General features: G+C 72.5%; 21 protein-coding genes. 11 read left to right on the forward strand and 10 right to left on the reverse strand.

The window, feature by feature from the left end; genetic code table 11:
• Positions 1 to 100: 100 nt before the first annotated feature.
• Together scy and mce are read right to left on the reverse strand one after the other, a co-directional pair.
• The gene (scy, locus tag ACIQ5Y_RS17060; protein ID WP_403880457.1) at positions 101 to 4,657 is read right to left on the reverse strand and encodes a polarized growth protein Scy; all 4,557 of its coding nucleotides are present in this window, start codon (positions 4,655 to 4,657) and stop codon (positions 101 to 103) included.
• 390 nt (positions 4,658 to 5,047) lie between these two features.
• Positions 5,048 to 5,491 carry a methylmalonyl-CoA epimerase gene (gene mce / locus ACIQ5Y_RS17065; protein WP_376658839.1) on the reverse strand — a complete coding sequence of 148 codons (444 nt, stop codon included), beginning with the start codon at positions 5,489 to 5,491 and terminating at the stop codon, positions 5,048 to 5,050.
• Between the two features lie 137 nt (positions 5,492 to 5,628).
• Here mce and ACIQ5Y_RS17070 point away from each other — a divergent pair, with 137 nt between their 5' ends.
• Positions 5,629 to 6,831 (forward strand): acetyl-CoA C-acetyltransferase, encoded by a 1,203-nt coding sequence (locus ACIQ5Y_RS17070; protein ID WP_403880459.1) that lies wholly within the window; start codon positions 5,629 to 5,631, stop codon positions 6,829 to 6,831.
• Between the two features lie 55 nt (positions 6,832 to 6,886).
• The gene (gene meaB / locus ACIQ5Y_RS17075) at positions 6,887 to 7,849 is read left to right on the forward strand and encodes a methylmalonyl Co-A mutase-associated GTPase MeaB (protein ID WP_365165893.1); all 963 of its coding nucleotides are present in this window, start codon (positions 6,887 to 6,889) and stop codon (positions 7,847 to 7,849) included.
• Between the two features lie 174 nt (positions 7,850 to 8,023).
• Here meaB and ACIQ5Y_RS17080 read toward each other — a convergent pair whose 3' ends face one another.
• The 5 genes from ACIQ5Y_RS17080 to ACIQ5Y_RS17100 all read right to left on the reverse strand — a co-directional run bounded on the left by ACIQ5Y_RS17080 (position 8,024) and on the right by ACIQ5Y_RS17100 (position 11,392).
• On the reverse strand, positions 8,024 to 8,569 hold the full coding sequence (locus tag ACIQ5Y_RS17080; protein ID WP_403880462.1) for a PepSY domain-containing protein: 546 nt from the start codon (positions 8,567 to 8,569) through the stop codon (positions 8,024 to 8,026).
• Between the two features lie 112 nt (positions 8,570 to 8,681).
• A complete protein-coding gene (locus ACIQ5Y_RS17085) occupies positions 8,682 to 9,158 on the reverse strand; it encodes a MarR family winged helix-turn-helix transcriptional regulator (RefSeq protein ID WP_403880636.1) in 477 nt (158 codons plus the stop codon).
• A gap of 70 nt (positions 9,159 to 9,228) precedes the next feature.
• Entirely contained in the window at positions 9,229 to 9,987 is a 759-nt protein-coding gene (locus ACIQ5Y_RS17090) for an AIM24 family protein (protein WP_403880638.1), read from the reverse strand.
• Between the two features lie 116 nt (positions 9,988 to 10,103).
• On the reverse strand, positions 10,104 to 10,754 hold the full coding sequence (locus tag ACIQ5Y_RS17095) for an AIM24 family protein (RefSeq protein ID WP_403880463.1): 651 nt from the start codon (positions 10,752 to 10,754) through the stop codon (positions 10,104 to 10,106).
• On the reverse strand, positions 10,754 to 11,392 hold the full coding sequence (locus tag ACIQ5Y_RS17100; protein ID WP_403880465.1) for an AIM24 family protein: 639 nt from the start codon (positions 11,390 to 11,392) through the stop codon (positions 10,754 to 10,756). Before ACIQ5Y_RS17100 ends, ACIQ5Y_RS17095 begins: the two co-directional genes overlap by 1 nt.
• A 180-nt stretch (positions 11,393 to 11,572) precedes the next feature.
• On the opposite strand from ACIQ5Y_RS17100, the gene ACIQ5Y_RS17105 reads away from it, so the two are divergent.
• Positions 11,573 to 11,917: a DUF3817 domain-containing protein gene (locus tag ACIQ5Y_RS17105; protein ID WP_403880467.1), complete on the forward strand. Its 345-nt coding sequence runs from the start codon at positions 11,573 to 11,575 to the stop codon at positions 11,915 to 11,917.
• Positions 11,914 to 12,210, forward strand: coding sequence for an MTH1187 family thiamine-binding protein (locus tag ACIQ5Y_RS17110; RefSeq protein WP_403880469.1), 297 nt, complete (start codon positions 11,914 to 11,916; stop codon positions 12,208 to 12,210). Before ACIQ5Y_RS17105 ends, ACIQ5Y_RS17110 begins: the two co-directional genes overlap by 4 nt.
• A 116-nt stretch (positions 12,211 to 12,326) precedes the next feature.
• On the opposite strand, the gene ACIQ5Y_RS17115 is transcribed toward ACIQ5Y_RS17110, so the two are convergent.
• Together ACIQ5Y_RS17115 and ACIQ5Y_RS17120 are read right to left on the reverse strand one after the other, a co-directional pair.
• Entirely contained in the window at positions 12,327 to 13,337 is a 1,011-nt protein-coding gene (locus ACIQ5Y_RS17115) for a glycoside hydrolase family 6 protein (protein WP_403880471.1), read from the reverse strand.
• A gap of 65 nt (positions 13,338 to 13,402) precedes the next feature.
• On the reverse strand, positions 13,403 to 14,404 hold the full coding sequence (locus ACIQ5Y_RS17120) for a DUF5937 family protein (protein WP_403880473.1): 1,002 nt from the start codon (positions 14,402 to 14,404) through the stop codon (positions 13,403 to 13,405).
• Between the two features lie 593 nt (positions 14,405 to 14,997).
• Between ACIQ5Y_RS17120 and ACIQ5Y_RS17125 the strand changes: the two genes are divergently transcribed.
• From ACIQ5Y_RS17125 to ACIQ5Y_RS17145, 5 genes are all read left to right on the forward strand, one after another.
• Positions 14,998 to 16,242, forward strand: a complete 1,245-nt coding sequence (locus tag ACIQ5Y_RS17125; RefSeq protein WP_403880475.1) for an MFS transporter — start codon at positions 14,998 to 15,000, stop codon at positions 16,240 to 16,242.
• A gap of 21 nt (positions 16,243 to 16,263) precedes the next feature.
• Positions 16,264 to 16,773, forward strand: coding sequence for a MarR family winged helix-turn-helix transcriptional regulator (locus ACIQ5Y_RS17130; RefSeq protein WP_403880477.1), 510 nt, complete (start codon positions 16,264 to 16,266; stop codon positions 16,771 to 16,773).
• Positions 16,774 to 16,816: 43 nt separating this feature from the next.
• On the forward strand, positions 16,817 to 17,146 hold the full coding sequence (locus ACIQ5Y_RS17135; protein WP_403880479.1) for a DUF3817 domain-containing protein: 330 nt from the start codon (positions 16,817 to 16,819) through the stop codon (positions 17,144 to 17,146).
• Positions 17,147 to 17,244: 98 nt separating this feature from the next.
• Complete coding sequence (locus ACIQ5Y_RS17140; protein WP_403880481.1) at positions 17,245 to 18,945, forward strand: methylmalonyl-CoA mutase; 1,701 nt, start codon at positions 17,245 to 17,247, stop codon at positions 18,943 to 18,945.
• A gap of 63 nt (positions 18,946 to 19,008) precedes the next feature.
• Complete coding sequence (locus tag ACIQ5Y_RS17145; RefSeq protein WP_403880483.1) at positions 19,009 to 19,479, forward strand: hypothetical protein; 471 nt, start codon at positions 19,009 to 19,011, stop codon at positions 19,477 to 19,479.
• Positions 19,480 to 19,498: 19 nt separating this feature from the next.
• Here ACIQ5Y_RS17145 and ACIQ5Y_RS17150 read toward each other — a convergent pair whose 3' ends face one another.
• On the reverse strand, positions 19,499 to 20,113 hold the full coding sequence (locus ACIQ5Y_RS17150) for a TetR/AcrR family transcriptional regulator (RefSeq protein WP_403880485.1): 615 nt from the start codon (positions 20,111 to 20,113) through the stop codon (positions 19,499 to 19,501).
• 259 nt (positions 20,114 to 20,372) lie between these two features.
• On the opposite strand from ACIQ5Y_RS17150, the gene ACIQ5Y_RS17155 reads away from it, so the two are divergent.
• Together ACIQ5Y_RS17155 and ACIQ5Y_RS17160 are read left to right on the forward strand one after the other, a co-directional pair.
• Entirely contained in the window at positions 20,373 to 21,380 is a 1,008-nt protein-coding gene (locus ACIQ5Y_RS17155; protein ID WP_403880487.1) for a tetratricopeptide repeat protein, read from the forward strand.
• A 593-nt stretch (positions 21,381 to 21,973) separates the two neighbouring features.
• Positions 21,974 to 22,612 carry a DUF6230 family protein gene (locus ACIQ5Y_RS17160; RefSeq protein WP_403880489.1) on the forward strand — a complete coding sequence of 213 codons (639 nt, stop codon included), beginning with the start codon at positions 21,974 to 21,976 and terminating at the stop codon, positions 22,610 to 22,612.
• Positions 22,613 to 22,648 lie beyond the last annotated feature (36 nt).

The following is a 22,648-nucleotide window of genomic DNA, read 5'->3' on the forward strand; positions in this document are numbered from 1 at the left end:
TTGATCTGGACAATGACACCCCTTTTGAGTGGCAAGGCGACAGAAGACTTGTCACTCGTTCGCCTGAACCACCGTCAGGAGCACACTCATTGCGCGCGGACTAGCCCTCCGACGACTTCCCACCCGAACGAGTGGAACCCGCGCTGGCGCCGGCCTTCGCTCCCCCCGCGCCCTGGCTGCCGACCGAGGGCTTCGCGCCGCCCGAAGGCGCCTCGAATGATTCCAACGCCTCAAGAACGTCCTGGACACGGGAGATCTCGCCCTGAATGTCCTGCCGCCTGCGCACCAGGACCTCCAGCTCGCGGCGGCCCTCCTCGACGAGCCGCTCGGCCTCCGCCTTGGCCTCCGCCAGGGCGTTCTCCGCCTCCCGGGCCAGGTCCGCCTTCTTCTGCTCGGCCTCCTTGAGCAGCGCCTCGGCCTTGCGCACCGCGGCGATGCGCACCTTGCTCGCCTCACTGCTCGCGTCCGACACCAGCGCCTTGGCCTTCGCCTCGGCCTCCACGCTCTGCTCGGTCGCCGCGCGCACCAGCTTGTCCACGCGCTCCCCGGCCGACTTCATCTGCTCGGCCGACTCCCGGCGGGCCCGCTCGTGCAGCTCCTCGACCTCCGACTCGACGCGGCCGCGCAGCTCCTCCGCCCGTTCCCTTATGGCGGCGGCGTCCGTGCGGGCGCCGACCAGCAGCTCGTCCGCGTCCGTACGGGCCTTCTCCACCACGGAGTTGCCCTCGACGGTCGACTCCGAGGTGATCCGTGCGGCCTCCTTGCGGGCCGCGTCGACCATCGCGTCGGCCTGCTCCTCGGCCCCCGTGGTGGCGGCCAGGGCCTGCTTCGCCGCCTCCGCGGTGAGCTTGTCGGCCTCCGCCGAGGCCTCGGTGATGAGCCGGTCGACCTGCTCGGCGGCCTCGCTGCGGCGCTTGTTGGCCGCCTCGCGCGCCTCGTCGAGCAGCCGTTCGGAGTCGTCACGGGCCTCGCCGCGGATCCGCTCGGCCTCGGTCGCCGCCTCCGCCTTGACCCGCTCGGCCTCCGACCGGGTACGGGTGGCGTGCTCCTGGGCCGAGGACAGGGACTCCGACGCCTCCGCGCGCAGCCGTTCGGCCTCGTTCGCGGCCTCGCCGACCGTCCGCTCGTTCGCCTTGCGGGTCTCGGCGGTGAGCCGGTCCGCTTCCGCGGCGGTCTCGGCGGTGAGCTTGTCGGCCTCCGACGCGGCTTCGGTGATGAGCCGGTCCGCCTGCTCGGCGGCCTCGGTGCGCAGTCGGTTGCCCTCGGCGCGGGCCTCGTCGAGGGTCCGCTCGGACTCCCGCTCGGCGCTCGCCAGGGTCTCGTTCGCCGCGGCCGTGACGCGCTCCGCCTCCGCGGTGGCCTCGCCGATGATCCGGCCGCCCTCCGCCCGCGCGTCCTCCAGGACCTTCGCGGCCTCGGCGACGGTGGCCTCGTTGGCCGCGCGGGTCTCGTCGACCAGCCGGTCGCCCTCGGTACGGGCGTCGACCAGCACGCGCGCGGCGTCCCGCTCGGCCGCGACCAGGCTCTCGGCCGCCTGGGCCGTGAGCCGCTCCGCCTTCGTGCGCAGCACCTCCGCGGCGGCCTCGGCCTCGGCGACGGTGGCCTCGTTGGCCGCGCGGGTCTCCTCGGTGAGGCGCTCGGCCTCGGCCGTGGCCTCCGTGATGAGCCGGTCCGCCTGCTCGGCGGCCTCGGTGCGCAGCCGGTTGCCCTCGGCGCGGGCCTCGTCCAGGGTGCCCGCCGCCTCGGCGCGGGTCGCCTCCGCGGCCTCGGCGGCCTCGCGGGTGAGCCGCTCGGCCTCCGCCTCCGCCTCGCCGACGGTCGCCGCGTTCGCGGCGCGGGTCTCCTCGGTGTGCCGCTCCGCCTCCGCGGTGGCCTCGGCGGTGATCCGGGCCCCCTCGGCGCGGGACGCCTCCAGGGACTCCGCCGCCTCGCCGCGGATGCGGTTCGCGTCCTCGCGGGCGTCCGCCCGGGTACGGGCCGCGTCCCGCTCGGACGAGGCCAGCGCGTCCGTGGCCTCCGTGCGCACCCGCTGTGCGTACTCCGCCGTGTCGCTGCGCAGCTGCTCCGCCTCGGCGATCGCGTCGCCGACGGTGCGCTCGGCCAGCGCCTTCGCCGCGTCCGTCTCGGTGCGGGCCTCGCTGCGGATCCGGTTGGCGTCCTCGGTGGCCCGCTCCCGCTCCGCGTACGCGTCGGCGCGTACCCGTCCGGCCTCTTCCTCGGCCTCCGTCCGCGTACGCTCCGCCGCGTGCTCGGCGGCGCTGCGCAGCCCGGTGATCTCCTCCTCGGCCTGCTCGTGCAGACCGGCCACGGCTTCCCGTACCTGCTGGGCGGTGGTCTCGGCCGCCGAGACGACCTCCGACGCGCGCCGCTCGGCCTCCTCGGTCAGCCAGATCGCCTCGGCCTGCGCCTCCTCGGAGCGCTTGCGGGCCTGCGCCAGCAGTTCCTCGCTCTGCTCGCGGGCCTGGGCCCGCTCGCTGTCCGCGTCGGTCCGCGCCGACGCCAGGGTCTCCTCGGACTCCCGGCGGCGCCGGGCGGCCTCCTCCTGCGCGGCGGCCAGTGCCTCCGCGGCCTCCTCGGCGACCCGCTCGGCCGCCGCCTTCGCCTCGGCGCGCAGCCGGTCCGCGGTCTCCTGAGCCTCGGTGCGCACCCGCTCGGCCTCGGTCTCGGCCTCGCTGCGCAGCCGTACGGCCACCTGCTCGGCCTCGGCTCGCACCCGGCCCGCGTCGTCCGCGGCGTCGATGCGCAGCTGGTCGGCCTCGGACTCCGACTGCGTCTGGAGCGCGCGGATCCGCTCCGCGGACTCGGCGCGGAGCCGCTCGGACTCCTCGGCCGTCTCCCGGCGGATGTTCTCCGCCGCCGCGCGGGCGTCGCGCAGCGTCTGCTCGGCCGTGGCCAGCCGGGACTCGGCGTCCGTGTGCAGCCGTACGAGCTCCTCGTCGGCCTCCGCCCGCTTCGCGGCCAGCGCCTGCTCGGTCTCCTCGCGCCGTGCGAGGGCCGCCGCCTCCGCCTCGGCGACCGCGGCCAGCGCCTGCTCCTCGGCCTCGGCGCGCAGCCGCTCCGCCTCGGCGCGGGTCCGCTCCAGGGTCTCCTCGGCCTGCTTGCGCAGCGTGCCGGCCCGCTCCACGGCCTCGGCGCGGACCCGCTCGCTCTCGGCGCTCGCCCCGCCGCGCAGCTCGTCCGCGTCCGCCTTGGCCTTGCCGAGCAGCTCCTCGGCGGTCCGGGCCGCCTCCTCGATCTGCTGGACCGCCTCGCGGCGGGCCTCGCCGCGGATCCGCTCGCCCTCGGCGACGGCCTCCGCGCGCAGCTGTTCGGCCTCGCCGCGCAGCCGGCGGGCCTCCTCCTGGAGCTCGACCGTGCGGGCCCGGTACTCCTCGGTGTCGTCCTTCGCGGCGCCCTTGAGTTCATCGGCGGTCGCCGCCGCCTGGAGGCGCAGCCGGTCGGCCTCCGCCTCGGCCTCGCGGCGGATCCGCTCGGCCTCCTCGGACGCGGCGCGGGTGGTGGCCCGGGCGTCCTCCGAGGCCTTGTTCAACACGTCCTCGGCGGTGCGGGCCGCCTTCGCCAGCTGCGCCGCCATGTCCTCGGCGGCGGCGGTACGGGCGTGCTCCCCGGCCTCGGTGCGCAGCCGCTCGGCCTCCGCGCGGGCGTCGGCGAGGGTGTGCTCGGCCTCCGCCTTGAGGGTCTCGGCCTCCTTGGTGGCCTCGCCGACCAGCCGGGCGACCTGCTCCTTGGCGGTACGGGTGCGCTGCTCGTTGACGGATTCCGCCGACGAGAGCTGGCGGGCCGCGCTCTCCTTGGCCTCGGCGAGGAGCTTCTCGGCCTCGGCCCGGGCCCCGCGCAGCGCGGCATCGGCCTCCTGCGCCCGTGCCTCGGCCACCCGGCCGAGGTCCAGGGTCTGCTGCCGGGTCTGCTCGGCCTCGGCGGAGGTGGTGGAGCGCAGCCGCTCCGCGTGCTCGGTGGCCTCCTGGGCCTGCGTGGAGGCGGCGGTCAGCAGCCGCTCGGCCTCCTTGCGGGCACGCAGCAGCGTGGCCTCGGTCTCCGTGCGCGCGGCTTCCGCGTCGGCGGCGATCCGGCGCCGGGTCTCCTCGGCGACGCGGGCGGCCTCGGCGCGGGCGGCGTTCAGGGACTGATCGGCCTCGGCGCGGGACTCCTCCATGAGCCGGCGCGCCTGGGACTCCGTACGGGCGCGGAGCTGCTCGGCCCAGGCCACGTTCTCGTTGACGTGCGCCTCGACGGTCTGGCGGCGCTCGTTGAGCTCCTGGTCCAGCCGCTGGCGGCGGCTGACCGCCTCGGCGTGCAGCTCGGCCTGGAGCCGGGCCTGGTGTTCGGCGTGCTCCTGCAGGATGCGCTGGGTCTGCGCCCGGGCGTCGCGGAGCTCGCGCTCGGCGTCGGAGCGCATCTGGTCGGCCTGGATCTGGGCGTTGCGGAGCAGTTGCTCCGCCTGGTAGCCCATGTCCGCGCCGTCGTAGGCGGGTCGGGACGCCAGGGCCCGTCGCACCTCGTGGAGCTTGGCGCGCAGCACCTCGACCTGGTAGCCCAGGTCCTCAGCGTGCTGGACGGCCTTCCCGCGCTCCTTCTTCAGCCGCTCCATCTCGGCCTCGAAGCGCGAGAGATGGTCGGCCTCGGCCTGATGGCTCTCCTGGCTTTCGTAGCCCCGCACAGCGCGGTCCCATCCGTCCCCTGGTCGCAAGCTCACTCCCAAATGAGCATCGCTCGCCCGCTGAACGACGCCCCCGGGGGAATGGTGTCAGATACCGGGGCAGAGCTCACAGGCCCCGACCCCGTCTCCGCACCGAACCCCGGCCGAGCCATGGCCACTCTACCGGCCGGGGATACGGGACATCAGTGCGCTCTCGCGGCTGCTCCGGAAGCCGGGCTCGCGGCAATTCCCCCGCCGGGTCCGCGGAGGGGTGATTTGCGGCGTTAGGCCACCGATGCGGAGCGTTCGGGTCCGGAAGAGCGGGCCGCCCGGCATGTGATCAAGAAAACGTGCGGTGTCCGCAAGGCGGACGGCACACCACGGCCGATGGTGTGCCGCGACGCGGGACCGTCAGTGGTGGTCGGCGGACTGCTCGGGGTTGGAGGTGACGAGCTCGGTCAGGACGCCGTGGCAGTCCTTGGGGTGCAGGAAGGTGATCGAGGAGCCCATGGAACCGGTGCGGGGCTGGTCGTAGAGGACGCGGACGCCCTTGCCGCGGATGGCCTCCGAGTCACCGAGGACGTCCTCGGTGCCGAAGGCGATGTGGTGGACGCCCTCGCCGTTCTTCGCCAGCCACTTGCCCACCGCGGAGTCCTCGCGGGTGGGCTCCAGGAGCTGGAGGTAGGAGGCGCCGCCGTCCGAGGTCTCGTTGATCTTGAGCATGGCCTCGCGGACGCCCTGCTCCTCGTTGACCTCGGAGTGGAACACCTCGAAGCCGTACGTGGCACGGTAGAACTCGACGGTCTTGTCCAGGTCGAAGCAGGCGATCCCGATGTGGTCGATTCTTGTCAGCATGGGACCAGTGCACCGCCCGCGGGGGTGGTCACGCAACGTGCCAGCGATCACACCGACAGGCCGGTGACGACGCGGGTACCGCTCAGTACATTCGGGTAAACCCTCGTTCACTCCTCATCTTCAAGGGGCTGTGCCTCATGTCCGGAACGAACAACACCACGTCAGTGATCGTCGCCGGGGCCCGCACGCCCATGGGGCGGCTGCTCGGCTCGCTGAAGTCCTTCTCGGGTGCCGACCTCGGCGGTTTCGCCATCAAGTCCGCGCTGGAGCGGGCCGGGATCTCCGGCGACCAGGTCCAGTACGTGATCATGGGCCAGGTCCTCCAGGCCGGCGCGGGCCAGATCCCGGCCCGCCAGGCCGCCGTCAAGGCCGGCATCCCGATGAACGTCCCGGCGCTCACCATCAACAAGGTGTGCCTCTCGGGCCTCGACGCGATCGCGCTGGCCGACCAGCTCATCCGCGCGGGCGAGTTCGACATCGTCGTCGCGGGCGGCCAGGAGTCCATGACCAACGCCCCGCACCTGCTGCCGAAGTCCCGCGAGGGCTTCAAGTACGGCGCCATCGAGATGCTGGACGCGATGGCCTACGACGGCCTCACCGACGCCTTCGAGAACATCGCGATGGGCGAGTCCACCGAGAAGCACAACACCCGCCTCGGCATCGAGCGCGCCCCGCAGGACGAGTTCGCCGCGGCCTCCCACCAGCGGGCCGCCGCCGCGCAGAAGAACGGCGTCTTCGACGCCGAGATCACCCCGGTCCACATCCCGCAGCGCAAGGGCGACCCGGTCGTCTTCGCGCACGACGAGGGCATCCGCCCCGAGACCACCGTCGAGTCCCTCGGCAAGCTGCGCCCGGCCTTCGCGAAGGACGGCACCATCACCGCCGGCACCTCCTCGCAGATCAGCGACGGCGCGGCCGCCGTCGTCGTGATGAGCAAGGCCAAGGCGCAGGAGCTGGGCCTGGAGTGGATCGCCGAGATCGGTGCCCACGGCAACGTGGCCGGTCCCGACAACTCCCTGCAGTCGCAGCCGTCCAACGCGATCCTGCACGCCCTGAAGAAGGAGGGCCTGGAGGTCGGCGACCTGGACCTCATCGAGATCAACGAGGCCTTCGCGGCCGTCGCCGTGCAGTCAATGAAGGACCTCGGCGTGGACCCGGAAAAGGTGAACGTCAACGGCGGCGCCATCGCCCTGGGTCACCCGATCGGCATGTCCGGCGCCCGCGTGGTGCTGCACCTGGCGCTGGAGCTGAAGCGCCGCGGCGGCGGCGTCGGCGCGGCCGCGCTGTGCGGTGGCGGCGGGCAGGGCGACGCGCTGATCGTGCGCGTGCCGCAGGCCTGACGGCCGTAGTCCCATCCGGTCCGTACCCCAGAAGCACCCGAGGAGCGCAGCACGTATGACGGCGGTGGACGTCCCCCAGCTGGTGGCCCAGGCCCGTGAAGGCAGGCCGAGAGCGGTGGCCCGGCTGATCTCGCTGGTCGAGGGGGCGTCCCCGCAGCTGCGGGAGGTGATGGCCGCCCTGGCCCCGCTGACGGGCGGGGCGTACGTGGTGGGGCTGACGGGGTCGCCGGGCGTCGGCAAGTCGACCTCGACCTCGGCGCTGGTATCCGCGTACCGCAAGGCCGGGAAGCGGGTCGGCGTCCTCGCCGTCGACCCGTCCTCGCCCTTCTCGGGCGGGGCGCTGCTCGGCGACCGGGTGCGGATGTCGGACCACGCCTCGGACCCGGGCGTCTACATCCGGTCCATGGCCACCCGGGGGCACCTGGGTGGTCTGGCATGGGCGGCGCCGCAGGCGATCCGGGTGCTGGACGCGGCCGGCTGCGAGGTGATCCTGGTCGAGACGGTCGGGGTCGGGCAGTCGGAGGTGGAGATCGCCTCGCAGGCGGACACCTCGGTGGTGCTGCTGGCCCCCGGGATGGGCGACGGGATCCAGGCCGCGAAGGCGGGCATCCTGGAGATCGGCGACGTGTACGTGGTGAACAAGGCCGACCGGGACGGCGCGGACGCCACGGCGCGGGAGCTGAACCACATGCTGGGTCTGGGGGAGGCGCGCGGCCGGGAGGACTGGCGGCCGCCGATCGTGAAGACGGTCGCGGCGCGGGGCGAGGGCGTCGACGAGCTCGTCGAGGCGCTGGAGAAGCACCGCGCGTGGATGGACGAGCGCGGGGTGCTGGGGCAGCGGCGCGCCGCTCGTGCCGCGCGCGAGGTGGAGACCATCGCCGTCACCGCGCTGCGGGCGCGGATGGCCGATCTGCACGGGGACGCGCACCTGGACGCGCTGGCGGGGCGGGTCGCGGCGGGCGAGCTGGATCCGTACGCGGCCGCCGATGCGCTGCTGGCGACGCTGACGGAGGGCTGAGGCCGGCCGCTTGGGCGCGGGGCCGCGGTGCGGGGCGCGTGCGGCGCCGTGGCCGGGGCTCCGCCCCGGACCCCGCGCCTCAAACGCCGGCGGGGCTGGATTCTGCCGGCGGGGCTGGATTTGTCGGCCGCGCCGGATGTGCCGGCGCAGCCGGATTCAGGCGTCCGAGCGACCTCAGTTGTCGTCGTCCGAGTCGGAGCCCGATGCGGTGACCTTGCCCGTCGTCGGGTCCACGTGGGCGTTCCAGGTCTTGCCGCCGGAGTCCTTGACCTCGACGTGCCAGTAGGTCGCGCCGTCGTCGTCGTCCCATTCGACGGCCCAGGCCTTGCCGGGGTGCGCGGCCGTGGCCGCCTTCATCGCCTGCTGGGCGGTGACCTTGGCGGCCAGCAGGGCCTTGTACTCGCCGGGGTCGTCGTTCGTGTCCTTGCTGATCTGGCTGATGGTGCCGTTCGAGGCCACCTCCAGCTCGGCGTGGCCCTTGCCGTCCTTGGTGATCACGTCCAGGTGCCAGGAGCTGCCGTCCTTGTCGAGGGACTCGACGACGCCGGGGTACTTCTTCAGGGCCGCTTCCGCGGCCCCCTGGGCGTCCACGTCGGCCCGGGCCACCGCCGCGGGGACGGTTCTCGCCGTGTCGGCGGTCGCCGCTGCCGCGGCCGCCACCGGGCCTCCTGCGATCAGGACCACGGACGCGGCCGCGGAGATGTACACGTTGCGCTTCATGGCTTGGACCTCCTCAGGCCGGCCATGGCGCTTACGGTTGCTCGGCGGTCGGCCGGCAGCGGGCGGATAGTGCCCATTGTCCGGCCGACCGCGCGGCGGCGCTCGGCGGGCCTCAGGCCTTGCCGCGGTTGGTGCGCAGGTGCTCGGCCACCGGGGTCAGGGAGGCGCGGATGGCCGCGAGGTCCTCCGGTGCCAGCAGGTCGATGAAGTGCCGGCGGACCGATGCCACGTGGTGCGGGGCGACCTTGCGCATGGTCTCCATGCCCTGGTCAGTGAGGACCGCGTACAGGCCCCGGCGGTCGGATTCGCAGTTCACGCGGACGACCAGGCCGGCCGCCTCCATGCGCGTGATCTGGTGGGACAGCCGGCTCTTGGACTGCAGGGTGGCGGTCGCGAGATCGCTCATCCGCATCCGGTGGTCGTCCGACTCCGAGAGGTTCACGAGGATCTCGTAGTCGTTGTTGGTGAGCCCGAAGGGCTGGAGATCCTTTTCCAGCTGGTGCATCAGCAGCCTGCTGACGTCCAGGTGGGTGCGCCAGAGGCACTGCTCGGCGTCCGTCAGCCAGCGTGTGGCGGTCTCGGTCTCCATGGTCTCCATGAGTGAACTCTACCTAAGAAGTTGAATTACGTACAAAAATCGGACGGGATGGTCGCGCGGATCACAGTCCGAGACGGCGCTGCAGATCACCCAGCTGCCCCGGCATCCGCGGCACGCCCAGCTGGCCCAGCGGCCCCTGGCCGGCTCCCGGAACGCCCTGCGCGTTGCCCGTGGCCGCGCCGGCGCCGACCGCTCCCACGTTCTGCTCCGCCATCAGCATCTCCGAGGACTGCAGCAGCACCGTGCCCGCCCCCACGAACTCGAACTGGTGCTCCTCGCCCGAAGTTCCCCCGATGCCGGTGAGCGAACGCAGCCCGCCCATGACACCCGACATGTAGCCGTGGTCGTAGTGGTGGCACGGCGACGGGCAGTCCGCCCAGCCCACCAGCGCCTGCGGGTCCACGCGCAGCGGCGGCTCCATGAACACCACCGGCCCGTTGGACGCGGCCACGAACTTGCCCGTGCCGATCAGCGTCAGGAAGCCCGGGACGATCGACTGCTTGAGGGCGAGGGAGGGCTGGTAGGCGAGCAGGTTGCCCGACCGGATCGTCAGATTGCCCTTGTCCAGGTCGTACGAGTTCACGTCGAAGGCGCGGTCGGCCAGCAGCATCTTGCCCTGCCCCTCGGCCACCACCCAGTCACTGGCGTGCAGCGGCGAGTGGAAGCTGGTGCGCAGCAGGCGGTCGAAGCGGCCGTTGCCGATGCCGTTGAACTCGATGCTCCCGTAGTACGAGATCATCTTGCCCTTCTGCAGGAACCACTGGCTCCCCTTGAGCTCCACGCAGAAGGTGTACGCGTTCACGTTGTCGTCGGAAGGCAGTGAGTACGGGTCGAAGACCGTCGGGCCGCCGGGACCGCCGAAGCCCGCGGGCGCGGGGCCGAAGCCGCCCTGACCGGGGACCGGGGCCGAACCGTATCCGGATGCGGGTCCGTAGTTCACAGCTTTTCCTCCGAGGCCTGTACGTACACCGCGCCCTGACCGGACAGCTCCAGCTGGAACGCCTCACCCGAACCGCGCCCCACCATGTCCCGCCAGCCGAGCGCAGTGGAGAGCTTGTTGCGTACGTCGCCGTGGTGGGCGACGTACGCCTGCGGGTCCACGTGGACCGGCCGGTTCGGGTGGATCGGGAGCTCGATGACCCCGCCGTGGGCCATCACGGCAACCGAGCCGTGTCCCTTGAGGGTGGTGGTGAACAGCCCCTGGCCGGTCACCTGGCCGCGGACCATGCCCATGACCCCGCCCTGGGAGCCCATGAACATCGTGCCCTGCTGGAGGGTGCCGTCGAAGGCCAGCAGCCGGTCCGCCTCGACGTAGAGGGTCTCGCCGGTCAGGTTGATCACCTGGATGTGGTGGCCGCCGTGGCCGAACATCACGGTGCCGCTGCCCTCGACCGACATCAGCGGGGTCTGCTCGTTCGCCACGCGGCGCCCGATCATGCCCATCACCCCGCCCTGACCACCTGTCAGGCTCGGGGTGAAGGAGACCTCGCCGCGGTACGCGAGCATGGCGCCGCGCTGGCTGTACATCTTCTGGCCCGGGATCACCTGGGCCTCGACCATCTTCGAGTTGATCTCGCGGAACGGCATCAGATGTCGCCGCCGATCGTGTTGCGCTCGCTGGGCTGCACGTACACCAGGCCCTCGCCCTCGAAGCGGATCTGGAAGGACTCGCCGGAGCCCTCGCCGATCAGCGTGCGGAAGTTCACACCGGACTGGAACGACTGCGAGAGGTTGCCGGTGTGCGCGATGTACGCCCCCGGGTCGACGGACAGCGGGTACTGGGAGCTCACGCGGAGCACCACCGCCGGGCCGTCGGACATGATGGCCGCCTGCCCCGAACCCTCGACGGTCGTGGTGAACAGGCCGTTGCCCGTCGTCGCGCCGCGCAGGCCGGTGAAGGTCGTGCCGGTGCGCAGCCCCGCGTCGGTGCACAGCAGGTTGCTGGACTCGACGTAGAGCTTCTCGCCGCGCAGATTGACGAGATTGATCTCACTCGCGCGGTCCGCGAAGAAGCAGGTGCCGTGCCCCTGCACCTCCATCACGGTCATCTGTTCGCCGGTCAGCCGGCGCGTCACCATGCCGCGCAGGCCTTCGCCGCCGCCGGTCATCTTCTTGAAGGCCATCTGACCGTCGTACGCGACCATGGAGCCGTTCTTCGCTTTCACGGCATCCCCGGTCAGGTCGACGGCGAGCACCTTGCTGCCTTGGAGTCGGAACTGAGCCACGGGAAGACGTTATAGGCAGCGGGTGAACGCGAACAGGGCGCGGCGGCCGATATACGCCACACCCGCACGGTGCAACCGCGCCTGGGAACGCGCCCTCCGGGGGGCGGGTACCCGGGTCAAGATCCCGCAAAGCGGCTGAGACACTGGGACGGACCCTGGCCTCCACCCCGAAGGTTCCCCGTGGACATCAAGACCGCCTCCGCCCTCCACCGGCTGCGCCTCATCTCCGTCCCGGAGGCGCTGTCGTTCCCGGCCCTGCTGATCTTCGGCTCGCTGCTGAGCCGGATCTCGGACATCGACTACCTGATGATGCCTCTGGGCATCCTCCACGGGATCCTGTTCGTGATCTACGCGATCTTCCTGCTGGACGTCTGGAACAAGGCGAAGTGGCCGCTCAAGAAGGTCGCCCTGTTCTTCGGGCTCGCGCTGCTGCCCTTCGGAGGCCTGTACGGCGACAAGCTCCTCAAGCGCGACGAGGCCGACAGCGTCGTGGCGGCCCGTGCGCGTGAGGTGGCCGGCGCATGATCGTCGCGTTTTCCGTGACCCCGCTCGGGGTCGGCGAAGAGGTCGGCGAGTACGTGGCCGACGCGGTGCGGGTGGTCCGCGAGTCGGGCCTGCCGAACCGCACCGACGCCATGTTCACCACCGTCGAGGGCGAGTGGGAGGAAGTCATGGACGTGGTCCGGCGCGCGGTGGCGGCGGTCGAGGAGCGGGCTCCGCGGGTCTCGTTCATCCTCAAGGCCGACATCCGTCCCGGTGTCACGGACGGGATCACGTCGAAGGTCGAAACGGTGGAACGCCACCTCGCGGAGCACTAGGCGCCCCGCCGCGGTGTTTCCGGAGCGCCCCCGGCCGATCGCGGCCGGGGGCGCTCCTGCGTGCTCGGCAGCACGAGGCGGGCCCGGGGCCGCGCCGGGACTGTGGTCCGGGCTCGTCATTCCCGGGCCCGGCGGGCCAGTCCCAGGGCGTAGTCCGGCCACCAGGCGCCGGCCGCCGGGCCGCCGCGGCAGGTTCCGTCGGACTCGCCCGGCCGCTTCACCCACAGGTACGCGTCGACGAGCGGGTCGCCGGTGCGGTCGGCCGGCGCCCGCCCGAGGGAGCGGCCCGGAGGGTTGCACCGGGCCTCCGCCCGGTCGCCGGGCAGCGGGCCGTCGCCGTTGCGGCCGGTGTCGATGACGAAGTGCTTGCCCTTCGCGGCCTTCGAGATCTCGGCGCCGTAGGCGCGGGCGGCCGTGTCGCTCTGGAACCCGGAGACGTTCACGGCGAAGCCGTCGGCGTGCTCCAGACCCGCCTTGCGCAGGGGCGCGACGAGATCCGCCGGACTGCCGGTCCGGCCCGGACCGCCCGCATCGAGGTAGACCCTGGTGTGAGGGTTCCGCTTGAGACGGTCGACGGCCTCCGAGAGCAGCCGGTAGCGCTCGGCGTGGCGGCCGGAGGGCGTACAGCCGTCGACGGTGTGTGCGACGGCGTCCGGCTCCAGGACCACGACCGCCTTGCCGCCGCCGATGCCGGCGGCGAAGGCGCCGATCCAGCTGCGGTACGCGCGGGCGTCCTTGGCGCCGCCGGCCGGACGCTGCCCGCAGTCCCGGTACGGGATGTTGTACGCCGTCAGGACCATCGTCCGCCCGGCGGCCGCGGCCCCCGCAGCGGCCCGGCGGATCTCCGTGCCCGGGTCGTCACCCGTGGGCCACAGGGCCATCGGCCGGTCCGCGATCCTGCGCAGCACCTGGGCGTCACCGTTGCGGCCCGCCTCCTCCCAGGCGGCGACCTGCCGGGCGGCAGCGCTCTGCGGGTCGACCCAGAAGGGCGATTCGGCGGGAGGCGCGGCCGCCGGGCCGCCGGGCAGGGGCGGCGGGGGCTCTTCGGAGCAGCCCGGGACGGCCGCGAGGACCAGGAGCAGACCGAGGAGGGGCGACAGGCGGCGTCGTGGAGCGGCGGGGGGCATCCGGCTTCCTCGGGGCGAAGGGGCAGGACCGGGCGGATGAATCGGGAGCAATCGTTTCATGACGGTCAGTCATCGTCCGCCTGCGACACCGAACTCAGGGCGATGGCCAGCGGGGTGCGTTCGTACAGGACCTGGTGGCCGTGGCGGGCGGAGGTGAGCAGACCGGCCGCGTGCAGGACGCCGAGGTGCGCCGAGACGGTGGACGGGGCCAGGCCGAGCCGGTGGGCCAGCGCGGTGGTCGAAGCCGGTTCGCCGAGCGCGCAGAGCACCTCGGCCCGGGCCCGGCCGAGCAGGCGGGCCAGCGCGTCCGGGGCCGGCCCCGCCGAGGCCGTCCACAGCGCGCCGATGCCCCGCGCGGGGTAGACGAGCGTGGGCTGCCAGGGCGGGTCGTAGCCGCCGACCACCTCGGGCCAGCCGAACGCGCTCGGCATCAGCAGCAGGCCCTGGCCGCCGAGCGCCCGGTCGTGGCGGCCGGGACGGTCGATGGTGAGGGTGTCGGTGTCCCCGTGCCAGCGCAGGTCCGGATGGAGGCCGTCGAACAGAGCCTGGAGTCCGCCGGCCGCCAGCCGCCGGGAGTGGAACAGGACGTCGGCCTCCAGCAGGGCCCGCAGCCGCGGCCAGTCCGGGGCGACCAGCGTCTGCCAGGCCCGCTCCATCAGGTCGGCCAGCTCACGCACCGCCCGGGCGGGATCCGCGAGCAGACGCTGCCCGATGTCGCTCTCCAGGGCCCCCGGGGTGCAGACGAGGGAGCGCCGCAGATCCTCCCGGGCCGCGCCCGGATCGGCGGCCCGCACCCGGGCCAACTCCTCCTCGAAGGTGACGGAGGGCCCCAAGGGGGATGGGCTGAGGAAGTCCGGGTTGTGCCCGGTCAGCGGCATGAGCAGCCAGAGCGGCCGCAGGTCCAGTCCCTCGGCCGCGGTCCGGACCCGCCGCAGCCAGGGCAGGTGGTACGCCTGCCGGTGCGGGCGCAGCAGGGTCCGCACCGCCTCCTGCGTCTCCCAGCGGGGCGACACGGCGAACCGGCACCGCAGCAGGTCCCCCCGGCCGAACCGGTAATGGAACCCCATCCCCTCCGCCTCCCTCCTCACCCGCACTCCTCTCCGCCGGTACACCGCCCGCCCCTTGCCGGGCCTCCACCCCAAACCCCCGGAGCTCCGCCCAGCCCTCGGGGGCTTCGCCCGGCCCCCGGGGCTCCGCCCGGCTCACCTCCTGGGCTTCGCCCGGTCCCGCTCACGGGCTTCGCCCGGTCTGGCTCCCGGGCTTCGCCCGTTTCTTTCCGCCCCGCCGGGCGAATCCAGCCCCTCCGGCGTTTGAGGAGCGGGTCCGGGCGGAGCCCGGTGCCCGGCGGAGCCGGGTTTCCTGGGGCTCCGCCCCAGACCCCGCTCCTCAAACGCCGGAGGGGCTGGATTCGCCCTGGCGAGGCGCTGGATTGGTGCGGCAAAGCCGGGATTCGCGGCGCCGGCGCTCCCCGCAGGGCCGGGCGCTCCCCGCGGGGCCGCGCTCTCCCCGTGGGGCCGGGGGTTCCCGGACGGGCCGGGCGCTCCCCGGGGGGCCGGGGGTTCCCGGATGGGCCGGGGGTTCCCCGTGGGGTCTGGGTGGGGGAGATTCGGGCCAGGGCGAATGTCTACCCCGTCACCGTAGCCCCCGCCAGGCTGCCGGCATGGCAACCGTCACCCCCGCCGCCCCCGGCGGCTACCGCTCCGTGTTCCGGATACGGGAGTTCCGGGCCGTCTTCGCCGCGCACCTGATGTCCGTGCTCGGCGTCGTCGTCGCCGAGATCGCCCTCACCGTCCTCGTCTACCGTGCCACCGGCTCGCCCCTGATGAGCGCGCTCACCTTCGCCCTCGGGTTCCTCCCGCACGCCCTCGGCGGCACCCTGCTCGCGGGGATCGCCGACCGGCACCCCGCCCGGCGGGTGCTCGTCGGGTGCGACCTGCTCTGCGCGGCCTGCGCGGCGGCCATGGCCCTGCCCGGTACGCCCGTCGCGCTGCTCCTCGTACTGCGCTGCTCCATGGCCTTCGTGGCGCCGCTGTTCCAGGGCACCCGCAACGCCTCCCTCGCCGATGTCCTCGGCCCCGGCGACGCCTTCGTGCTCGGCCGCTCGCTGCTGCGCACGGTCGCCCAGAGCGCCCTGCTCATCGGCTTCGGCCTCGGCGGGCTGCTGCTCACCGTCCTCACGCCGCGCGGCGCCATCACGCTCACCGCCGTCGGATTCCTCGCCTCCGCCCTGCTGCTCCGGTTCGGCACGCTCCCGCGTCCCGCCCGCGGCGCCGGCGACCGTACGTCTCCGCTCGCCGGAGCCCGGGCCGTGCTCGGGGACCGCCGGCTGCGCGCGCTCACCCTGCTTTCCTGGCTGCCGCCGCTCTTCCTCGTCGTCCCCGAGGCGCTGCTCGCCCCGTACGCCGCCGGCATCGGCGCCGGCACCGCCGCCCTCGGCCTGCTGATGTGCGCGATGCCCGTCGGCACCATCGCGGGTGAACTCTGGGCCGGCTCCGCACTCACCGCCCGAACGCGTTCCCGGATCACGGCCCCGCTCGCCGCCGTCGGACTCCTCCCGCTGCTCCTGTACGCCACCCGGCCCGGCGTGCCCGGCGTCCTCTTCGCCCTGCTGTTCGCCGGCCTCGCGCACGCCCACACCCTCGGGCTCGATCAGTGGTACGTCGACGCCGTCCCCGAAGAGCTGCGCGGCCGCGCGATGACCCTGCTCAGCACCGGGCTGATGACCCTCCAGGGCGCCGGCATGGCCCTGGCCGGCCTCGCCGCCGAGTTCCTGCCCGTGCACGAGGTCGTCGCCGCGTCCGGAGCCCTCGGCACGGTGGTCGTCCTGCTGCTCCTCGCCGAGCTCCGCGCGAGCGCCCGGCCGCGGGGAGGGCCGAGGAATGAGACGGGGGTGGTCACCAAATGACCGCCCGGTAGGGTCGGGTGCGTGCCCAAGCCGCTCAGCCTTCCCTTCGACCCCATCGCCCGCGCCGACGAACTCTGGCAGCAGCGCTGGGGCCCGGTGCCCTCGATGGCCGCCATCACCTCGATCATGCGGGCGCACCAGATCCTGCTCGGCGAGGTCGACGCGGTGGTCAAGCCGTACGGACTGACGTTCGCGCGCTACGAGGCGCTGGTGCTGCTCACCTTCTCCAAGGCGGGCGAGCTGCCGATGTCGAAGATCGGCGAGCGGCTCATGGTCCACCCGACGTCGGTGACGAACACGGTGGACCGACTGGTCCGATCCGGGCTGGTCGACAAGCGGCCCAACCCCAACGACGGGCGCGGCACGCTCGCCTCCATCACCGACAAGGGCCGCGAGGTCGTCGAGGCGGCCACCCGGGACCTGATGGAGATCGACTTCGGTCTGGGCGTGTACGACGCGGAGGAGTGCGCGGAGATCTTCGCGCTGCTGCGCCCGCTGCGCGTGGCCGCCGCCGACTTCGACGAGAACTAGCCCGAGTCAAGATCGCTCAAAACGGACGGCTACGCTCGACGGCATGAAACGAAGCGTGCTGACCCGCTACCGCGTCATGGCCTACGTGACCGCGGTCATGCTCCTGATCCTCTGTGCCTGCATGGTGGCGAAGTACGGCTTCGACACCGGCGCCGACCTGACCTTCGCGGTCTCGCAGGCCCACGGTGTCCTCTTCATGATCTACCTGGTCTTCGCCTTCGACCTGGGCTCCAAGGCCAAGTGGCCGTTCGGCAAGCTGCTGTGGGTGCTCGCCTCCGGCACCATCCCGCTGGCCGCGTTCTTCGTCGAGCGCAAGGTCCGCGCCGAGGTCGAGCCGCTCGTGCTCGGCGCTCCCGCCGCCGCGAACGCCTAGTAGCCGGCCGGACCCGCTCCGCGACATCCGACCCCGGGGAGACACGCCCCGGGGTTGCCCATCGACATTTACTAGGACGTCCTAGTAAATTCATGGGTATGGACGCAGACGCCATCGAGGAGGGCCGCCGCCGCTGGCAGGCCCGTTACGACAAGGCCCGCAAGCGCGAGGCCGACTTCACGACGCTCTCCGGGGATGACGTCGATCCCGTCTACGGGCCCCGGCCCGGGGACTCGTACGAGGGGTTCGAGCGCATCGGGTGGCCGGGGGAGTACCCCTACACCCGTGGCCTGCACGCCACCGGCTACCGGGGGCGCACGTGGACGATCCGGCAGTTCGCCGGCTTCGGCAACGCGGAGCAGACCAACGAGCGCTACAAGATGATCCTGGCCGCCGGCGGCGGCGGGCTCTCCGTGGCCTTCGACATGCCGACCCTCATGGGTCGCGACTCCGACGACCCGCGCTCGCTGGGCGAGGTCGGGCACTGCGGGGTCGCCATCGACTCCGCCGCCGACATGGAGGTCCTGTTCAAGGACATCCCGCTCGGCGACGTCACCACCTCCATGACGATCTCGGGCCCGGCCGTGCCCGCCTTCTGCATGTACCTGGTCGCCGCCGAGCGGCAGGGCGTGGACCCGGCCGTGCTCAACGGCACGCTCCAGACCGACATCTTCAAGGAGTACATCGCCCAGAAGGAGTGGCTCTTCGAACCGGAGCCGCACCTGCGCCTCATCGGCGACCTCATGGAGTACTGCACCAAGGGCATCCCGGCCTACAAGCCGCTCTCCGTCTCCGGCTACCACATCCGCGAGGCCGGGGCCACGGCCGCGCAGGAGCTCGCTTACACCCTGGCGGACGGGTTCGGCTACGTGGAGCTCGGGCTCTCGCGCGGCATGGACGTGGACGACTTCGCGCCCGGCCTCTCCTTCTTCTTCGACGCGCACCTCGACTTCTTCGAGGAGATCGCCAAGTTCCGCGCCGCCCGCCGGATCTGGGCCCGCTGGATGAAGGAGGTTTACGGGGCCAAGAGCGACAAGTCCATGTGGCTGCGCTTCCACACCCAGACCGCCGGTGTCTCGCTGACCGCGCAGCAGCCGTACAACAACGTCGTGCGCACCGCCGTGGAGGCCCTCGCGGCCGTGCTCGGCGGCACCAACTCCCTGCACACCAACGCCCTCGACGAGACCCTCGCGCTGCCGAGCGAGCAGGCGGCCGAGATCGCCCTGCGCACGCAGCAGGTGCTCATGGAGGAGACCGGCGTCGCCAACGTGGCCGACCCGCTGGGCGGTTCGTGGTTCGTCGAGCAGCTCACCGACCGCATCGAGGCCGACGCCGAGAAGATCTTCGACCAGATCAAGGAGCGCGGCCTGCGCGCCCACCCGGACGGCCGGCACCCCATCGGACCGATCACCTCGGGCATCCTGCGCGGCATCGAGGACGGCTGGTTCACCGGGGAGATCGCCGAATCGGCCTTCCAGTACCAGCGTTCGCTGGAGAAGGGCGACAAGCGGGTCGTCGGCGTCAACGTCCACCACGGCTCGGTCACCGGCGACCTGGAGATCCTCCGCGTCAGCCACGAGGTGGAGTGGGAGCAGGTCCGCGCGCTCGGGGCGCGCAAGGAGCGCCGCGACGACGCGAAGGTGACGGCCTCCCTGGAGGCCATGCTGGCCGCCGCACGCGACGGGTCGAACATGATCCCGGCCATGCTGGACGCGGTGCGGGCCGAGGCGACGATGGGCGAGATCTGCAACGTGCTCCGCGAGGAGTGGGGCACCTACACGGAGCCGCCGGGCTTCTAGTGCTCTGACCGTCCTCGGACCGCCCCTGGAACGGCCGGTCATGACGCCCCGTACGGTGGCCGCATGACCGGCCTTCCTGTGCCCGTACGGGGCGTGAGCGCGCGCGTGGTGATGAACAAGGGCGGCTGCGGCGGCCACTACGCCCACGTCGTCGCCGACTTCGAACCGCCGGGCCCGGGAGGGACCGAGATCCTGAACCTGGCGCCGGAGGAGCGACTGCCCGCGGAGTTCCTCGATGCCGTGCGCGACGGCATCGTGCTGGGGCTGGACGGGGTCGAGGCCGCCGTGCTCATCACCGACGGCGGCGTCCACTGGCCCGACGCGCGGGACATCGGCTACCGGACGGCCGGCGCCCAGATGGCCCGGGGCGCCGTCGTCGCCGCCGGGCTGCGGCCCGAGGAGGACGCGGACGCGCTGCGCTGGGCGAACTGGCCGGGCCGCCGCCGGCCGTGGCCGGGGGACAATCCCCGGGCGGCCGCGTTGGCGGAGCAGGTCCGGGAATCCCGGCGCAGCTCGGGGGCCTGGACCTTCTGAGGGCGCGTCGCGGCCGGTTCTACGCCGGGCCGCGCAGGCCGTGCATCAGGAGGGTCGTGAACATGCCGACCCACAGTTCGTCCACCGGTTCCGAGCTGACCAGCGCACGATGCACCACGGTGCCCGCGATCACGTCGAAGATCAGGTCCGTGGTGTGGCCGGCGACGGCCTGGTCCTCCTCGTACGGGAGTTCGCCGCGGGCCTGCGCCCGTTCGCGACCCAGTACGACGAGACGTTTCTGCCGGTCCACGATGGCCGACCGGATCCGGTCACGCAGGGCCTCGTCCCGGGTGGACTCGGCGACGACCGCCATCAGGGCCGTACGGGCCTCCGGACGCCGGAGCAGTCCGGCGAACTGGAGCACCACGTCCTCGATGTCGGCTTCGAGGGAGCCGCGGTCCGGCAGTTCGAGGGAGTCGAAGAGCTCCGCCACCGCGTCCACGACCAGCTCGTTCTTGCCCGCCCAACGGCGGTAGAGGGTGGTCTTGGCGACGCCCGCCCGGGCCGAGACGTCGCCCATCGTCAGCTTCGACCAGCCCAGGTCGACCAGCGCGTCCCGCGTCGCGGCGAGGATCGCCGCGTCCGCCGCGGCGCTGCGAGGGCGGCCGGTGCGGCCGGGGCTGGCGTTGCGCATGGCCGAGACCATACCCGTCAGTAGCGGAACCGTCGGATCCCGAATCGCTGTGGTTCAAATCACGGGGCGCCGAGGACTCCGGAGGAGTTACGCTACGGCTCGTAGCGTAAGAGCGACAACCACGCGAAGAGCTACAGGCGCCAGGTGGGGACCCGGCGCCGACCGACAGCAGACAGTACGGCGATCGCGCCACGGCGGCACCACGGCCAATTCACGCGATCTTTTTCGTCGGCGCGCGCACACGGGGGAGGATGTACGCATGCAGCCCAGAAACATGTCCATGAGCGGCGTCGTCGACCTCGCCGCGGTGAAGGCGGCCGGCGAGGCCAAGGCCAAGGCCGAGCAGGCCCGCGCCGAAGCGGCACGCCAGGTCGGCCAGGGCGGCGGAAGCGGCCCGGCCGCCGGTGCCGTGCCGCCGTCCGCGCTCGTCATCGACGTAGACGAAGCCGGGTTCGAACGCGATGTGCTCCAGCTTTCCGCAGAGGTCCCGGTCGTCCTGGACTTCTGGGCCGAGTGGTGCGAGCCCTGCAAGCAGCTCAGCCCCCTCCTGGAGCGCCTGACCGTCCAGGCGAACGGCCGCCTCGTGCTGGCCAAGGTCGACGTCGACGCCAACCAGATGCTGATGCAGCAGTTCGGCATCCAGGGCATCCCGGCCGTCTTCGCCGTGGTCGCGGGCCAGGTGCTGCCGCTGTTCCAGGGCGTGGCCCCCGAGCAGCAGATCCGCGAGACCCTCGCCCAGCTGATCCAGGTCGCCGAGGAGCGCTTCGGGATCATCGGTATCGAGGTGGACCCGAACGCGGAGGGGGCCGCCGCGGGCGCCGCCGATGCCGATGTCGAGCCCCCGGCCGGTCCCCACGACGCGCTGCTGGAGGCGGCCGTCGTCGCGCTGGACGCGGGCGACCTGGGCGGCGCCGTGCAGGCGTACAAGAACGTGCTCGCCGACGACCCGGCCAACAGCGAGGCCAAGCTCGGCCTGGCGCAGGCCGAGCTCCTCGCCCGGGTCCAGCACATGAACCCGCAGGCGGTGCGCACCGCGGCCGCCGAGAATCCGAAGGACCCGGCGGCGCAGATCGCCGCGGCCGACCTCGACCTCGTCGGCGGTCACGTGGAGGACGCCTTCGGGCGCCTGGTGGACACGGTGCGCGTGACGTTCGGTGACGAGCGGGACTCCGTGCGGCTGCGGCTGCTGGAGCTGTTCGAGGTCATCGGCGCGGACGACCCGCGGGTCACGGCGGCGCGTACGGCGCTGGCCCGGGTGCTGTTCTAGTACGGCCCCGGTGCCCGCTCGGCACCGGGTCGAGAAGCCGACGATTTGTTGACACAGAGATAAACAGCGGCCGCGTTTTGCCAAAACTTGGCAATCGCGGCCGCTGTTACTCGTAGTAAGTCGAACCCCGTGAACTGTCCGGAGTGTTCGCTCTTCCACCGTTCTGTCGTGGCCCTCGGTGACACCCTGTGTCGCCACTCGGCGGCGGTGGGTCGTGTCCCGGTTATCTTGCCGTTACCCGCCAGTAACGAACCCCCTTGTGCCCCGGCCTGGAATGGACCACGATCGGCGACGCTCGGTCCTTCCCGCAGAGCCGCTCACTCGGAACGCGGTGGAGGGTCCCCACCGAGCCGGCCGGTGGCAGTGGCACCGGCCGTTGGACAGGGGGGTTCCTGCCACACGGTGGGGCCTGTCCTCCAGGTTGCGCGAACGCGTGGCCCAGTGGTTGTCGCTCGGGGGTGATCGCCGGTGTTTCGGACGTGGCACAGCCGCGGCCCGGCCGCCTGCGCTCCTTCCCGAGGACGTAGCACTTCTCCCATCCCAGGACGGGCAGGGCCCGGACCGGAGATGTACGTCCGAGAAGGAGGAACGAAATGAGTTCTCAGGTTCGTGGCGGGACCAGATGGAAGCGCTTCGCGCTCGTCATGGTGCCGAGCATCGCGGCCACGGCCGCGGTCGGTGTGGGTCTGGCGCAGGGTGCCCTCGCGGCGTCCTTCAGCGTCTCCGGCCAGGACTTCAAGGTCTCGGCCGACAAGCTCGACGGTGACAACCTCATCCAGTACGGCGGCATTGCCGAGGGTCACGACCTCAAGGGCAACGCGCAGCACCACCCGGTCACCATCTCCGGGTTCAGCCACGCCGAGATCACCAACATGTGCCAGTCGCTGGTGACCCCGACTCCGCTGGGCAACATCACGCTGCAGCTGCGCACCGGCCACAAGGGCAAGCCGGCCGTCGCCGACAACATCTACCTGGATGTTGCCGAGCTCGACACCGACGCCGAGTTCAAGAACCTGGACATCGGTGTCGCGGTCGGTGACCCGAGCCACAAGACGAAGCCGCAGGCCGGCACGGTCGCCAGCCCGTACGCGTTCTCGCAGCGCGCGGACAAGGCGGTCCTGACGAACGTGCGCCAGAAGGCGTGGGCGACCACGGCGGGCACGTTCAAGCTTCCCGACCTGAAGCTGCGTCTGCTCGGCGGCGACCAGCCGTGCTACCAGGACGAGAAGTAATCGGTCCCGGTTGAGCGACCGGAGGGGCGGCCGGCG

It is taken from the genome of Streptomyces sp. NPDC096339 (genome assembly GCF_044762985.1).
Lineage (GTDB): Bacteria > Actinomycetota > Actinomycetes > Streptomycetales > Streptomycetaceae > Streptomyces.

Excerpts from the sequence above, each read along its gene's own strand:
- mce (WP_376658839.1), bottom strand. The coding sequence starts at position 5,491 with ATGCTGACAAGAATCGACCACATCGGGATCGCCTGCTTCGACCTGGAC.
- ACIQ5Y_RS17070 (WP_403880459.1), top strand. The coding sequence starts at position 5,629 with ATGTCCGGAACGAACAACACCACGTCAGTGATCGTCGCCGGGGCCCGC.
- meaB (WP_365165893.1), top strand. The coding sequence starts at position 6,887 with ATGACGGCGGTGGACGTCCCCCAGCTGGTGGCCCAGGCCCGTGAAGGC.
- ACIQ5Y_RS17080 (WP_403880462.1), bottom strand. The coding sequence starts at position 8,569 with ATGAAGCGCAACGTGTACATCTCCGCGGCCGCGTCCGTGGTCCTGATC.
- ACIQ5Y_RS17085 (WP_403880636.1), bottom strand. The coding sequence starts at position 9,158 with ATGGAGACCGAGACCGCCACACGCTGGCTGACGGACGCCGAGCAGTGC.
- ACIQ5Y_RS17095 (WP_403880463.1), bottom strand. The coding sequence starts at position 10,754 with ATGCCGTTCCGCGAGATCAACTCGAAGATGGTCGAGGCCCAGGTGATC.
- ACIQ5Y_RS17110 (WP_403880469.1), top strand. The coding sequence starts at position 11,914 with ATGATCGTCGCGTTTTCCGTGACCCCGCTCGGGGTCGGCGAAGAGGTC.
- ACIQ5Y_RS17115 (WP_403880471.1), bottom strand. The coding sequence starts at position 13,337 with ATGCCCCCCGCCGCTCCACGACGCCGCCTGTCGCCCCTCCTCGGTCTG.
- ACIQ5Y_RS17120 (WP_403880473.1), bottom strand. The coding sequence starts at position 14,404 with ATGGGGTTCCATTACCGGTTCGGCCGGGGGGACCTGCTGCGGTGCCGG.
- ACIQ5Y_RS17125 (WP_403880475.1), top strand. The coding sequence starts at position 14,998 with ATGGCAACCGTCACCCCCGCCGCCCCCGGCGGCTACCGCTCCGTGTTC.
- ACIQ5Y_RS17135 (WP_403880479.1), top strand. The coding sequence starts at position 16,817 with ATGAAACGAAGCGTGCTGACCCGCTACCGCGTCATGGCCTACGTGACC.
- ACIQ5Y_RS17140 (WP_403880481.1), top strand. The coding sequence starts at position 17,245 with ATGGACGCAGACGCCATCGAGGAGGGCCGCCGCCGCTGGCAGGCCCGT.
- ACIQ5Y_RS17145 (WP_403880483.1), top strand. The coding sequence starts at position 19,009 with ATGACCGGCCTTCCTGTGCCCGTACGGGGCGTGAGCGCGCGCGTGGTG.
- ACIQ5Y_RS17150 (WP_403880485.1), bottom strand. The coding sequence starts at position 20,113 with ATGCGCAACGCCAGCCCCGGCCGCACCGGCCGCCCTCGCAGCGCCGCG.
- ACIQ5Y_RS17155 (WP_403880487.1), top strand. The coding sequence starts at position 20,373 with ATGCAGCCCAGAAACATGTCCATGAGCGGCGTCGTCGACCTCGCCGCG.
- ACIQ5Y_RS17160 (WP_403880489.1), top strand. The coding sequence starts at position 21,974 with ATGAGTTCTCAGGTTCGTGGCGGGACCAGATGGAAGCGCTTCGCGCTC.